The 12,997-nt window shown below is 39.9% G+C and carries 14 protein-coding genes and 1 pseudogene; 10 read left to right on the top strand and 5 right to left on the bottom strand.

Annotation, left to right across the window (positions count from 1 at the left end):
• Positions 1-3: 3 nt before the first annotated feature.
• A complete protein-coding gene (locus ACIG3F_RS11635) occupies positions 4-927 on the top strand; it encodes a CysB family HTH-type transcriptional regulator (RefSeq protein WP_148334599.1) in 924 nt (307 codons plus the stop codon).
• Positions 928-1,020: 93 nt separating this feature from the next.
• Positions 1,021-2,250: an OmpP1/FadL family transporter gene (locus ACIG3F_RS11640; protein WP_396470107.1), complete on the top strand. Its 1,230-nt coding sequence runs from the start codon at positions 1,021-1,023 to the stop codon at positions 2,248-2,250.
• Positions 2,251-2,308: 58 nt separating this feature from the next.
• Here the strand turns inward: ACIG3F_RS11640 and carO are convergent, their stop codons facing one another.
• A complete protein-coding gene (gene carO, locus ACIG3F_RS11645; protein WP_374952570.1) occupies positions 2,309-3,049 on the bottom strand; it encodes an ornithine uptake porin CarO in 741 nt (246 codons plus the stop codon).
• A 318-nt stretch (positions 3,050-3,367) separates the two neighbouring features.
• Here carO and dapD point away from each other — a divergent pair, with 318 nt between their 5' ends.
• The 5 genes from dapD (at position 3,368) to ACIG3F_RS11670 (ending at position 6,704) form a co-directional block, all read left to right on the top strand.
• A complete protein-coding gene (gene dapD, locus ACIG3F_RS11650) occupies positions 3,368-4,189 on the top strand; it encodes a 2,3,4,5-tetrahydropyridine-2,6-dicarboxylate N-succinyltransferase (RefSeq protein WP_004645637.1) in 822 nt (273 codons plus the stop codon).
• A gap of 131 nt (positions 4,190-4,320) precedes the next feature.
• Positions 4,321-5,031 carry a 7-carboxy-7-deazaguanine synthase QueE gene (queE, locus tag ACIG3F_RS11655; protein ID WP_396470108.1) on the top strand — a complete coding sequence of 237 codons (711 nt, stop codon included), beginning with the start codon at positions 4,321-4,323 and terminating at the stop codon, positions 5,029-5,031.
• 34 nt (positions 5,032-5,065) lie between these two features.
• Positions 5,066-5,734 (top strand): 7-cyano-7-deazaguanine synthase QueC, encoded by a 669-nt coding sequence (queC, locus tag ACIG3F_RS11660; RefSeq protein WP_005097579.1) that lies wholly within the window; start codon positions 5,066-5,068, stop codon positions 5,732-5,734.
• Positions 5,735-5,750: 16 nt separating this feature from the next.
• The gene (locus tag ACIG3F_RS11665) at positions 5,751-6,164 is read left to right on the top strand and encodes a hypothetical protein (protein ID WP_005097581.1); all 414 of its coding nucleotides are present in this window, start codon (positions 5,751-5,753) and stop codon (positions 6,162-6,164) included.
• Between the two features lie 81 nt (positions 6,165-6,245).
• Positions 6,246-6,704: a peroxiredoxin gene (locus ACIG3F_RS11670; RefSeq protein WP_396470109.1), complete on the top strand. Its 459-nt coding sequence runs from the start codon at positions 6,246-6,248 to the stop codon at positions 6,702-6,704.
• An 86-nt stretch (positions 6,705-6,790) separates the two neighbouring features.
• On the opposite strand, the gene ACIG3F_RS11675 is transcribed toward ACIG3F_RS11670, so the two are convergent.
• Both ACIG3F_RS11675 and ACIG3F_RS11680 read right to left on the bottom strand, forming a co-directional pair.
• Positions 6,791-7,354: a YceI family protein gene (locus ACIG3F_RS11675; RefSeq protein ID WP_396470111.1), complete on the bottom strand. Its 564-nt coding sequence runs from the start codon at positions 7,352-7,354 to the stop codon at positions 6,791-6,793.
• A gap of 408 nt (positions 7,355-7,762) precedes the next feature.
• Complete coding sequence (locus ACIG3F_RS11680; RefSeq protein ID WP_004279088.1) at positions 7,763-8,368, bottom strand: LysE/ArgO family amino acid transporter; 606 nt, start codon at positions 8,366-8,368, stop codon at positions 7,763-7,765.
• Positions 8,369-8,472: 104 nt separating this feature from the next.
• Between ACIG3F_RS11680 and ACIG3F_RS11685 the strand changes: the two genes are divergently transcribed.
• Positions 8,473-9,378, top strand: coding sequence for a LysR family transcriptional regulator ArgP (locus ACIG3F_RS11685; RefSeq protein ID WP_396470112.1), 906 nt, complete (start codon positions 8,473-8,475; stop codon positions 9,376-9,378).
• 5 nt (positions 9,379-9,383) lie between these two features.
• On the opposite strand, the gene ACIG3F_RS11690 is transcribed toward ACIG3F_RS11685, so the two are convergent.
• Entirely contained in the window at positions 9,384-9,953 is a 570-nt protein-coding gene (locus ACIG3F_RS11690; protein WP_396470113.1) for a nicotinate-nicotinamide nucleotide adenylyltransferase, read from the bottom strand.
• A gap of 103 nt (positions 9,954-10,056) precedes the next feature.
• On the opposite strand from ACIG3F_RS11690, the gene ACIG3F_RS11695 reads away from it, so the two are divergent.
• Together ACIG3F_RS11695 and ACIG3F_RS11700 are read left to right on the top strand one after the other, a co-directional pair.
• On the top strand, positions 10,057-10,857 hold the full coding sequence (locus ACIG3F_RS11695) for an enoyl-CoA hydratase-related protein (RefSeq protein WP_004731699.1): 801 nt from the start codon (positions 10,057-10,059) through the stop codon (positions 10,855-10,857).
• Positions 10,858-10,928: 71 nt separating this feature from the next.
• Positions 10,929-11,723 (top strand): nitroreductase family protein, encoded by a 795-nt coding sequence (locus tag ACIG3F_RS11700; RefSeq protein WP_396470114.1) that lies wholly within the window; start codon positions 10,929-10,931, stop codon positions 11,721-11,723.
• Positions 11,724-11,834: 111 nt separating this feature from the next.
• Here ACIG3F_RS11700 and ACIG3F_RS11705 read toward each other — a convergent pair.
• A pseudogene (locus ACIG3F_RS11705) lies at positions 11,835-12,705 on the bottom strand (IS982 family transposase).
• Positions 12,706-12,997 lie beyond the last annotated feature (292 nt).

The raw sequence follows: 12,997 nt of genomic DNA on the forward strand, positions 1-12,997 counted from the left end.
ATTATGAATTTCCAACAATTAAGAATTATACGAGAAACGGTTAGACAAAACTTTAATTTAACTGAAGCTTCTGCTGCGCTTTATACTTCACAGTCCGGGGTAAGTAAGCATATTAAAGATCTGGAAGATGAACTGGGGGTGCAGTTATTTATCCGTAAAGGTAAACGTCTACTGGGCTTAACCGAACCAGGTCAGGCACTTTTAGGCATTGTGGAACGCATGCTGGTCGATGCCGACAATATCAAACGTCTGGCCGATGATTTCAATAAAGTCGATGAAGGCACATTGACGATTGCCACGACGCATACCCAGGCGCGTTATGTGTTGCCACCAATTGTCAGCCAATTCAAAAAAGAATTCCCTAAAGTACATTTGATTTTGCAACAGGCCAGCCCGGTTGAAATCACGGAAATGCTACTGCAAGGTCAAGCGGATATCGGTATTGCGACCGAAGCACTCACCACTGAAGATAATCTGGCCAGCGTGCCTTACTATAACTGGCAACACAGTATTATTACCCCGCAGAATCATCCACTGGCAAGCAAAGAACACGTGCTCATCGAAGATCTGGCGCACTACCCGATTATTACCTATCATGGTGGTTTTACCGGTCGCTCCAAGATTGATACCGCCTTTGAAGAAGCTGGTTTTGATGTAGATATTGTGATGTCCGCGCTTGATGCCGATGTCATCAAGACCTATGTAGAAATGAATATGGGCATCGGCATTGTCAACGATGTGGCCTATGACCCGGAGCGTGATTACCGTTTAAAGCAGATTGAAACCGATATTTTCGGCGTAAATACCACCTGGATTGCAGTGCGTAAAGGTCATTTATTACGCGGTTATGGCTACGAGTTTATTTCCCTCTGCTCACCAGACGCAGATATTAAGGCACTGAAAAAAGTGGCTTATCCAGACGAATAAAGTGCAATATTTTAAGTTTTTAATCAAAGAGGCTACATCGCCTCTTTTTTATTTTTTGAGTAGATAAAGAGTACAAATTTCAAGCATAATCACATGCATAATAAATTGAATTATACCAAGATGATCAATCATAAATTTGCTCTTTTCTCCATGGGCTTGTTTTTCTCTGAGTCAGGTTATGCAGCAGCGTTTGAACAATCTGGTCAGTCCATTCAATCTTTTTTTGAAGAAAATCATTATGCTGAAGTTTCTCTAGCTTGGGTCCGCCCTGATATCAGCGGTCAGGTACAACATACCGAAGAGCTGCAACAATTAGGCATCACTGATTTTTCTACAGGAAATCTTGCCCATAACCAATTGATTTCCAATGCCGCATTAAAAGTCCAGTTGAATCCTCAAATGTCGTGGGGACTGATTTACGATCAGCCTTATTCTATAGATATCGCTTATCATTATGATCCTGTTTTTGCAGGTGCAGCACTTCCAATTGAGGCTGCTACCATTCAGTTTAAGAGCCATAATTTGACCTCATTAATTGGCTTTCAACCAGACGATAACTGGAATTTTTATACAGGGCTAAGTTATCAAAGCTTAGAGGGAAATTTATATTTATCCGGGCAGACATTTTATATATTCAATGGTTATCGGGCCACATTTGAACGAGATCCCGCTTGGGGCTGGCTTGCAGGAATCAGTTATCAGATTCCAGAATATTTTTTTAGAACCGCACTGACCTATCGTTCTGCAATCACTCATCACAATAAAACCACTGAATCGATTGTTGTCGGTACGAATCCAGCACCTTATACAGAAATTCAAACTCCTCAGTCAGTGAATCTAGATTTTCAGACAGCTTTAACTGATCAAAATGCGCTCTATGGCACACTGCGTTGGTCGAACTGGCAAAATTTTGTCATTCAGCCGCCTAAATTTGGCGCTGTAATTGACTATGCGGCCTTACAGTTCCCTGAAGTAAAACCTTTTAGAATGATTGATTATCGTAAAGATCAATGGTCTGGAAAAATCGGACTTGCCCATCAATGGCCATCTTTTGGCATAAATTCTATCGAACTTTTATGGGATTCTGGTACAGGAAATCCGGCTTCAACATTGAATCCGAGTGATGGCTATTGGGGCATCGGACTAGGTCATCTTTATAAGATTCAAGAAACTTGGGATATTGCTACAGGACTATATTATTTAAAGTTTCAAAAACCTGAAATTTCCTCATCCGAACCTATTACGCCACAGATTGCAGGTTTATCTGCAGTTTCTGATAACAGTGCTTTGATCCTAGGTTTGAAACTGGGTTATCACTTTTAAAATTGTTCTAAAAAATAAAAAACGGGCCGAAGCCCGTTTTTTTTTATAAGACTAAAACTTAGAAACGGAAGCTTACACCCAGTTTCGCTACTGGTAGCCATTCGTATTTATTGTCATTACGAATTTCACGTTCTTCATCATCAAGTGCCTGACCTAGAGTACGGGGAATATCACCATCACCTAACAAGCCAAGGGCTTCAGGGTTTACGTTTAAATTTGCCGTTGGATTTCCATTATAGTAGGCACCAACTTCACCAAAGACACCCCAACGATTAGTAATAGCTGGTGAGAAACCAATCCCTACATAAGGTGCGAGATTATTCTTGTAGGACAAATCACCATTAATACGAACATCAGTTGTGCCCGCATTAAAACGCTCACCATCTACTGTAAATGAAGCATTAGTTCCGGGACGGCGTTCTAAGCTATAATCATTATCAATATAACCTACACCTGCTGCCATATAGAACCAGTTTGCCCAAGGACGAATTTCAGCATTTAGATAAGTCAGGTTATTGTCCATATCTAGATCATAGTCATTACCATTAATAGACAAATCATCAGACCAGGAAATATCACCGCCGTTATAACCTAAAGTTACACCTACATATGGGTTAGCACTCCAGGAAATTGCACCACCATAACCGGTAGTACCGACTTCAGCACGAACAGAAGCTGGTTTAAAGAAAGAGAATTCAGCAACGCCTTCATCTGTTACGATTGTTTCATCAGCAGCCATCGCAGAACCCGCTGCTAGAGCTAAGACTGATACTGCTAAAATATTATGTAAAGATTTCATTATTTCTCTCCTCAAAAGAACTTATTTTGATCATTAGTTATTCGTGATAGGCTCAATATAAAGGACTTAAAAAATATTTTTTATTCACATTTTGCTCATCTTTTGTTATTTTTTGATACAAATTAATTTTTCTTGTTCAGAACCAAGCATTTTCTAACACTTCTCCTACATTTCAACATAATGAAAAAGTACACTTATCACTTTAATAATTTCACGCTTTCTACACTTTTGGTTATTTTTCATCTATTTTTAGTGCTTTCATCTATTTTTCCTGCAATATAGTGTAAAATCTAGAAAATTTTTTCTGGAAGGAAGATCATGTCGCAGCTTTCAACAATCATTGAACAAGCGTTTGAAGACCGTGCGAATTTTACAGCTGCAGATTGCTCTGCTGAAATCCGTCAAGCAGTTGAGGAAGTAATTGCTGGTCTAGACAATGGTACTCTACGTGTTGCTGAAAAAATCGATGGTGAATGGGTTGTTCATCAATGGATTAAAAAAGCGGTATTGTTATCATTTAAATTAAACGACAATAAACCAATGGAAGCTTGTGATCTTCGTTTCTATGACAAAGTAGAAACTAAATTCTCAGGTTGGACTGAAGAACAATTCAAGGCTGCTGGCGTACGTGTCGTACCACCTGCTGTCGCACGTAAAGGTTCTTTCCAGGCCAAAGGCGTGATCTTGATGCCTTCTTATGTCAACATCGGCGCTTATGTAGATGAAGGCACGATGGTTGATACTTGGGCAACTGTAGGTTCATGTGCGCAAATTGGTAAAAATGTTCACTTGTCAGGTGGTGTAGGTATTGGTGGTGTGCTTGAGCCGCTTCAAGCGAATCCAACCATTATTGAAGATAACTGCTTTATCGGTGCACGTTCTGAAATCGTTGAAGGCGTAATCGTTGAAGAAGGTTCTGTGATTTCAATGGGCGTATTCATTGGTCAATCAACCAAGATTTATGACCGTGCCACTGGCGAAATCCACTACGGCCGTGTACCAGCAGGTTCAGTTGTTGTTGCTGGTAGCCTTCCATCTAAATGTGGTACTTACAGCCTGTATGCTGCCATCATCGTGAAAAAAGTTGATGCACAAACTCGTTCTAAAACAAGTCTGAACGATCTATTACGTGAAGACTAAGCTGTCTTAACTTAGAGGATACATTTGTGTTCCTCGGAGCTTCAACCGCTCCTCGTCTCTACGATTAGTAATAATCGTAGGGATTTTTATTTTTATACCCGGTTATTTATTTCTCATTGGTTAGTTTTGTTATGAATACGCTTCGATCTTCCGCAATTCCTGTCTCTGATCCATCTGCGGGTTTACGCATTACGGAGATTTTCTATTCATTGCAAGGTGAAGCCAATGCCGCAGGACTGCCAACGGTATTTATCCGTTTAACCGGTTGTCCATTACGTTGTAGCTATTGTGATACCACCTATTCCTTTGAAGGCGGTGAGCGTCAGTCTCTGGACGATATTATCCAGACCACGCTTGATTTTAAAACCCCTTATGTCTGTGTGACCGGCGGTGAACCACTGGCACAACCGAATGCCCTGCCTTTGATGCAGCGACTTGCGGATTTAGGATGTGAAGTTTCACTTGAAACCAGTGGCGCTTTAGATGTGTCCAAAGTGGATTCACGTATTTCCAAAGTCCTCGATTTAAAAACACCAACTTCAGGTGAAGTTGCACGGAATTTGCTTTCTAATCTTGATCATTTAAATGCACATGATCAAATCAAGTTTGTGATATGCAATCGTGAAGATTATGAATGGTCAAAACAGCAGCTTGAACAGTACCAACTTCAAGACAAAGTGAGTACAGTTTGGTTTTCGCCTGCATTTGCGGTTGAAAAAGGTGCGGTTCGCTTACCACCACTGGCACGTGATTTGGCTCAGTGGATTTTAGAAGACCACCTCCCTGTTCGTTTCCAGTTACAGCTGCACAAGTTGTTATGGAATGATGAAACTGGTCGTTAATTTTTTGTAAAGTATTTTTTTGGAGAATCAGCTTATGCGCCCTCGTGCCATTGTCCTGTTATCTGGCGGATTAGACTCAACAACATGTCTGGCTTGGGCGCAGGCACGCTATGAATGTATCGCACTCAGTTTTCGATATGGTCAGCGTTCAACGACCGAGCTGGATGCAGCAAAAGCTTTAACGCAACGTGCGGGTGTGGAACATCGTGTCATCAATATTGACCTGGGTAATCTGGGTGGCTCAGCCCTTACCGATCATAGTATTGAAGTGCCCGATCATGAACAGGCTGGCATTCCGATTACCTATGTTCCGGCACGTAATACTATCTTCTTGTCTTACGCCTTAGCAGCAGCTGAAGTGTTCGAAGCTGAAGCGATTGTCATCGGAATTAATGCGGTCGATTACTCCGGCTATCCGGATTGCCGTCCGGAATTTATTGATGCATTTGCCAACATGGCACGCTTGGCGACCAAGGTTGGCGTAGAGGGTCAGGCGCTCAAATTTGAAACACCTTTGTTACATTTATCCAAAGCAAATATTATTCGCTTAGGTATTGAACATGGCGTAGACTACAGTCAAACGGTGTCATGCTATCAAGCAGATGACCAAGGACGTGCCTGTGGCAAATGCGACAGTTGTCGTTTACGTAAACAGGGTTTTGCGGACGCAGGTGTTGAAGACCCGACACGTTATATACCGTAATAACAAGGTAGAGTTTATGAAGAATTTAAAATCAAGCATCGTGCTTTCAGCAATTGTTTCAGCTGCTGCTATGTTCGCAACTACGGCTCAAGCGGCTGATGACAAATTACAACAAGCTTATAAAAGCACCAATGTAAAATCTGCATTGATCAATGTTTGTAAAAATGAAACTGGCAAAAGTAAAAAATTGACGGCTGCTGAAGTCAGCAAATATTGTGGTTGTGCTATTGAAGCGGATGGCAAATTAACCAATGCACAAAAATGGGAAATTCAAAGCACCATTAACCAGAAGAAAAGCCCAGGCACTTTAGCTTTTGTACAGAAGCAGAATAAAGATCTTCAAGCATGCTTTGGTCCACAGTTAACAGGCAAGCTGAAAACATTGACTGAAGAAGCAATGAAATCAGCTCAAGCGGCACCAAAGAAATAAAATCTGATGATTCTTTGATAAAATAAGCCACTATAATGTGGCTTATTTTTTTGAAAAAATTTAAAGAAAACAGGAGTTTTTATGTCTGAAATTAATTTGCTTGACCAGAATTTTCCTGCGACGACAGGCGAAATCAATTTAACCCAGTTAAATACAGAATGGCTGGTGATTTATTTTTATCCTAAAGATTCTACGCCGGGTTGTACGACTCAGGCAGTTGGCTTTTCCTGTTTAAAAGATCAGTTCGATGCTTTAAATACTACAATTCTTGGTGTGTCCCGTGATTCGGTAAAAGCTCATCAGAACTTTACTGAAAAGCAAAATCTGAGTATTAACCTGATCAGCGATAAAGAAGAAATTTTGTGTCATCATTTTGATGTAATCAAAGAAAAGAATATGTATGGCAAACAAGTGATGGGCATTGAGCGTTCAACTTTTATGTTCCGTAACGGCCAACTGGTCAAAGAATACCGTAAGGTCAAAGCAGCAGGTCACGCAGAACAAGTTCTGGAAGATTTAAAAGCTTTGCAAGCTGCTTAATTGCATGCTTGTGTATGAATAGAAGCTCGAAACATTCGGGCTTTTTTTACGATAACTTTCATATCATCAAATATTTTATATCTATTCTAGTTCAATTCACACTGGCCTGATAGATGAAGATTCACTTTATCCCCCACCCCTGCAATTCCTTTTTTCATACCAAAATCCCTACGGTTAATCACGGCAGATGCCTGAACATCAAGCAGGTTGGCATTCGACATACTGGGTTTAAAGGTTGTTTCGAAAATCACAGGCTTGGTCACACCACGCAGGGTTAAATGACCTAAAACATTGTATTTGCCATTGCCCAAGTCTTTAAACTGGATACTTTTAAAAATTACAGTCTTATATTTTTCTACATAAAACAGGTCTTCGCCCAGAATCATATGTTTAAATAGCGGCTTACTAAAGCTTAAACTTTCCACATCCATGACCAGATGGGTTGAGGCATTTTGCGGTGCTTTAGCATCAAACTGCATCGTGGATTGAACCTGATTGAACTTGGCTTTAACTACAGTAAGACCCATCGACTTGATCTCAAAACCGACATCACTTTTGGGAGTTAAGGTCCATGATCTTGCAAAAGACTGACTGGTCAAAGCTAAACAGATCGCCAAGCTAAGGAGCCCAGTTTTTATTGTTGTTTTCAATTTTAAATCCACCTTGTTTAATTTCTTATTGATCGGATTTAAGTACACGGCTTAATCTGAAACTAAATTTTCTTGTTTTTTGAGCGAACAGGTTTTCGTTATTTTTATACCAGTTTATTGAAGTTTTTGTAAAATCATTCATGACTAACGGACAAAATGCTTGTGCTGGTTTTTCTCTTATAAGTGGCCCTGCTAGGCTAACAGGAGACTTGCGCCATCTTATAAAATTCTGATTTTATAAATTTTTTGTACAAACAGATCGTTTATTTTAAGTTCAATTTATATTGAAATATCTATGTGCTTGCAGTACTGAAAAGAGTTGTTTTCTGCGCTGACCATTCTCGATACCTATCTAAAATGACACGTTTAGACAACTCTTAACCAATCTATCCACTTTCGTAGCCTGAATCAAATACTGAGTATTAATGACACCGCGACGCCCCACATGGTACATGCAATAATAGCATCCAGTATTTTCCATGCTTTTGGATGTTGAAACCAAGGCGTCAGTATTTTTGCTCCATATCCCAAACTAAAGAAAAAAAACCAGGAAGCACAGACAGCACCTAAAGCAAACCACCATTTTCCTAAAGCGTATTGGGTTGAAATTGATCCAATCAATATGACTGTGTCTAAGTAAACATGCGGATTCAGCCAGGTAAAAGCCAGGCAGATCATCAGTACTTGTAGAAAATGCTCTGTTAGCTGACCACTTGGTGCCAAAACCTCTGTTGATTTAAATGCGCTGATCGCATGGTGTAAACCATAATAAAATAGGAATCCTGCGCCAATATATTTAGAAAATATAACAATATCCGGATAATGTTCAATGACGCGCGCAAAGCCCAGTACGCCAAGCAGAATTAAAATGGAATCAGACAAGGCACAAATCACACAGACCCAGAACACATGCTGCTGTTTTAAACCTTGTTTTAATACAAAAGCATTCTGTGCACCGATACTGACAATCAGGCTCATTCCCACTGCAAAACCACTCATCATATAACTGAACATCACATTCCCCTTTTTTTGAATAAATGAATTATTCAACAAAATGGATGCGATTAATTAAAACTAAGTTAATATCAATTTAACTAAATTATTTTTAGATAACAGATATGCTGAATGCGAAACAATGTGATGCTTTTTACGCAGTTGCAAAAACGGGAAGTTTCGATCTGGCTGCCGAGCAGCTAAATATTACTGCCTCGGCAGTGACCCTTCGTGTTCAAAGTCTGGAAAAAAAATTGGGACAATTGCTTCTGGTGAGAGATCGGCCTTGCCGTGTGACTCAATCCGGACAAACCTTATTGCATTATTTACAGCATCAACGTTTGCTAGAACAGAATCTGATGCAGGATTTGGGTGGACAATTGCAACAGGAAGGTTTCTATTGTCTGAATATTGCCACCAATGCTGATTCGCTCGCGACCTGGCTATTACCAACCTTACAAGCCCAGCTGATCCAGCATAAAATTGTGTTGCATTTTCAAGTAGATGATCAATCTCAGACTCATCATCTGTTAGAAGCAGGTCTCGTCAATGCCTGTTTGAGTACTGAAGCCAAGGCAATGAAAGGTTGCCGGGCTGAGTTGATTGGACAGATGCAATACCGTCTCGTTGCTACGCCTGAATTTTCCCGAAACTGGTTTCATCAAGGCATACATCGGGATGCGCTACGCCTTGCCCCTGCCATTATTTTTAATGAAAAAGACCAACTCCATACCCAATTTATTCAGCACGAATTTGGCCTGAACCTTGCTCAATATCCTCACTTTTTTATTCCATCGACCCATGCATTTTTTGATGCGATTGTCATGGGTCTAGGCTATGGCTGGCTGCCGGACTATCAAACCAGGGATTTGCTGGAGTTCGGTCGATTGCTTGAACTTTCAAGTGAGATGCGAATTAAAGTACCCTTGTATTGGCATCACTGGAAAGAACAGTCTCCTGCTCTAGAAATCCTTGGGGAATGTTTGAAACAGCATGCTCAAACTACTATGAATCAACCCATAACAACCTGATACTTTTAAACCAGATTGGTTTTATCATTCTGGGAAAATTTTTCACTGAGCTGCTGATAGGTCGTGGTTTTTTGGAAATTCTCTAGAAAATCAATCGTGCCTTGTGGAAATTTATCTCGTTGAATTTCGCCACGATAATAAGCTTCACGCATGGGCGTAGCGGATAAGGCATCTTCCAGGCTGTCAAGTTCGACCATTTCCCATTCTGGGAAAAACTTTAAATAATAAGAAGAATCATCTTTAAAATGCCCAATCAGCCCAACGTTGGCATCCGGTTCAATAACCTGATTCACCAGCGATTTCACCAGTTTTTGCCATTTTTCATCATTATAAACATCAATAACTTCTACAAATTTGATCCGAGCTCGATCTTCAGGACTGAAATTTGACAGGATCATGGCTTCACGCTCCGAAGCCAAAAATGGATTCTTGATATTGCGTTCATTTTGTGCAGAACCGAGAGCCAAAATCACATGTTGACTGTGCTGCAGGGCAATGTTAATCGTTTGCATGTGTGCCAGATGAAAAGGCTGAAAGCGGCCAATGAAAACCAGATAATCAAATGTATAGTTCATAAGGGATCAGTTTTTTATGACTCATGAGTTGTGCTGTCCCAATAAATATGCGACATAATCATTCCCATAAAATCAAATTAAGTTTTAAAGCAAGGATAGTACGATGACACTGAGCTGTATTCAACAACCTCATGAGCATTTGAATGCGAATTTAGAACATGGTGTACTCACTTTAGCCATTAATCGCCCGGAAGCGAAAAATGCGTTATATAGCGAGCTTTATTTATGGATTGCGAAAGCCTTGGATGAAGCAGATCAGGCGCCTGAAGTTCGTGTAGTTGTATTGCGTGGTCAGGATGCAGACTTTAGTGCGGGCAATGATATGCAGGATTTTATGAAATCTGCTGCGAAGAAAGGTCAGGCACCCGCTGCTGAAGGCCCGCCGTTTGTTTTACTCAAATCCGCTGCAAAATTTTCCAAGCCTTTGATTGCTGCGGTGCGTGGTGTTGCAATCGGCATTGGCGTGACGATCTTATTACATTGTGATCTGGTCTATAGTGACAATACTGCTCTGTTCCAGATTCCATTTGTCAGTCTGGGTTTATCGCCTGAAGGCGCTTCAAGCAAGCTGTTGATTCAGCAAGCGGGTTATCATAAAGCGGCCGAATTATTGCTGACTGCGCAAAAATTCAATAGCGAAAAAGCACTCGACGCAGGTCTGGTAAATAGCATTGAAGAAGATGTTTACACTAAAGCAGCAGCACAAGCTGCCCAACTCTCTGCCCTGCCATTAGCATCACTGGTGCAATCCAAAGCCTTGATGAAACACAATGTAAATGAAATTGTGGAATGGATTGACCATGAAGCAGAAATTTTCATGCAGCGTGTTGGCTCGCCAGAAATGCTGGAAGCGGTTCAAGCGTTTATGCAAAAACGTAAACCTGATTTCACACAATTCAACTAATTTTCAAACTTATGAGTTCAATGAGGTAGTTTAGACTGCCTCAATCTTTTATTTTTCCAAGAATCTGAAGTATGCCAAATCAAGACTCTCAAACCTTTTCTAAAACAACAGATAGTTCAAATCCAGAAAAGAAACGTTATTACGAACCTGCACCCCAAGATATAGATGTCGATAATTTTCGTAAGGTGATTGAAAGCCGACGTTCGGTGCGTAAATTTACCAAAAAGCCAATTCCTGTCGAAATTCTGGATGCCTGTCTGGATCTGGCGTTGTTAGCACCAAATTCGTCGAACTTGCAGCCTTGGACTTTTTATGTGGTACAAAATCCGGGCAAGAAGAAACGTTTGGTCAAAGCCTGTATGAGTCAACTGGCAGCCAAAACAGCTTCTGAGCTAATTGTCTGTATCGCACGTACCGATCGTATCGATGAAATGGCGAAACGTAATGTGAATGAATTTCCATTTCCTGAAGCACCGCCCGCGATTAAGAAATACTATAAATATATTCCTTACAACTATAAGACTGGTTATCTGAATGCTTTTGGTAACTTTAAGAAAGTGGCTTTCAAAGTTGCCCGTACACTGGATAAACAAATGCCAGTTTCTGCTTTCAGTCCGGCTGATGCAAAACTCTGGGCGACCAAAACAACGGCGCTCGCTTGTGAAAATCTGGTCTTAGCTTTACGTGCTTATGGTTTTGACAGCTGCATGATGGAAGGTTTTGATGAGCCTATGGTTCGTGAAATTCTGAAATTAAATGATGAACAGTATCCAGTCATGGTAATTGGTGCGGGTGAACGTGCTGAAGATGGAGTATTTTTCCCGCAGTACCGTTTTGATCGTGAGCTGTTTATTCAGAAGGTTTAAGCTTCACATCTATAGAAATTAAATACCTTAAATCTGATAGATCTCTTGTGACATGGATGTCACATAATTCACTCTTTATGCGCTAAAAACTATACATAACCCGAATCCTGTTTAAGCCAATGACGTCATAATTTGAATTTTTGGCTTATTCTGCTGAGTTAATTGGTATGCACATAACGATGCATAAGTCCCACTTAAAAAGCCTACCATACTTCTAGCTTTACTCGTCACCAAATTGTATTGACCCTTCAATAGACTGAATAATGTTTCTATTTTAATACGTTGTTTTAAATGATATGCATCTGATACACAGAGTTGAACAGCCTGCATATTCTTCCGATGATAAGTAATTAAATCAATACCTTGATCTTTCAATCTAATTTTTAATTCTTGGCTGATATAACCACGATCTGCATAGAGCTTTGCTTCTAAGCCCTCAACCAAATGCTCAACCATTTTTATGTCAGCCACATGCCCATTGGATAATGTTGAACAAACGATTTCGCCAAGTTGATTCATCACAATATGTAATTTACAGCCATAGAACCAGCCCATTGAACTTTTACCACGAGATGCAATTTTAGATAATGATTTATGGTGTTGAATCCGTTGGTTTTTACAGACAGGTAAAGTGGTTGAATCAACCCATAAATATTGGCTCCGTTGACCTTTCATTAAGGCTACATGTAAAGCATGTAGTGCCAACTGATGCATATTAATGAGGTGAATCATCCGTTGGTAACAGGGTAAGCTATTAAATAAAGCGCTTTTATCTTCCTTTAACCATGTGAAAAATGCTTTGAAATTGTTGAAATGAGAGCATTTATACCAAATGGCGATAAAACTAATTTCAGAGATAGTCAGTTGGGGCAGTTCGAACTCTTACAGAATGACAACTTTGTTTGAGAAATTTCCAATAAGTTGCTTCAAATTTAAGAAAGAAATCATCAATTATGCAGAATAATTCAGTACTATTGAACATCAGGACGAGAGCTTTAAGTTTGGTGTGGTAACTCAACTGATAGCTCTAGTCCTCTTATTTTTCAAGTCAATTTCTTATCCACGATTCAGGTTATTTAAAAATAATAGATATCTTTTATAATTAAAAAACAATCATCTGTTTAATTAATATTTTATTAGGACTTACGCATTGACGGATTCAAAAAAGTATTACAATAGTTTATAACGTATCTGTGATCAGACGAACTAAACATGCTTCTACAGCAACTTGTACATTACCCATTTATATGGGCTTTCTCATGACAGAACCGAAC

Source organism: Acinetobacter sp. NPDC052428 (assembly GCF_044547685.1).
GTDB lineage: Bacteria > Pseudomonadota > Gammaproteobacteria > Pseudomonadales > Moraxellaceae > Acinetobacter > Acinetobacter lwoffii_G.

What these genes read in the sequence shown, in the direction of transcription:
- ACIG3F_RS11635 (WP_148334599.1), top strand. Translation starts at nt 4, where the DNA reads ATGAATTTCCAACAATTAAGAATTATACGAGAAACGGTTAGACAAAAC.
- ACIG3F_RS11640 (WP_396470107.1), top strand. Translation starts at nt 1,021, where the DNA reads ATGCATAATAAATTGAATTATACCAAGATGATCAATCATAAATTTGCT.
- carO (WP_374952570.1), bottom strand. Translation starts at nt 3,049, where the DNA reads ATGAAATCTTTACATAATATTTTAGCAGTATCAGTCTTAGCTCTAGCA.
- dapD (WP_004645637.1), top strand. Translation starts at nt 3,368, where the DNA reads ATGTCGCAGCTTTCAACAATCATTGAACAAGCGTTTGAAGACCGTGCG.
- queE (WP_396470108.1), top strand. Translation starts at nt 4,321, where the DNA reads ATGAATACGCTTCGATCTTCCGCAATTCCTGTCTCTGATCCATCTGCG.
- queC (WP_005097579.1), top strand. Translation starts at nt 5,066, where the DNA reads ATGCGCCCTCGTGCCATTGTCCTGTTATCTGGCGGATTAGACTCAACA.
- ACIG3F_RS11665 (WP_005097581.1), top strand. Translation starts at nt 5,751, where the DNA reads ATGAAGAATTTAAAATCAAGCATCGTGCTTTCAGCAATTGTTTCAGCT.
- ACIG3F_RS11670 (WP_396470109.1), top strand. Translation starts at nt 6,246, where the DNA reads ATGTCTGAAATTAATTTGCTTGACCAGAATTTTCCTGCGACGACAGGC.
- ACIG3F_RS11680 (WP_004279088.1), bottom strand. Translation starts at nt 8,368, where the DNA reads ATGTTCAGTTATATGATGAGTGGTTTTGCAGTGGGAATGAGCCTGATT.
- ACIG3F_RS11685 (WP_396470112.1), top strand. Translation starts at nt 8,473, where the DNA reads ATGCTGAATGCGAAACAATGTGATGCTTTTTACGCAGTTGCAAAAACG.
- ACIG3F_RS11690 (WP_396470113.1), bottom strand. Translation starts at nt 9,953, where the DNA reads ATGAACTATACATTTGATTATCTGGTTTTCATTGGCCGCTTTCAGCCT.
- ACIG3F_RS11695 (WP_004731699.1), top strand. Translation starts at nt 10,057, where the DNA reads ATGACACTGAGCTGTATTCAACAACCTCATGAGCATTTGAATGCGAAT.
- ACIG3F_RS11700 (WP_396470114.1), top strand. Translation starts at nt 10,929, where the DNA reads ATGCCAAATCAAGACTCTCAAACCTTTTCTAAAACAACAGATAGTTCA.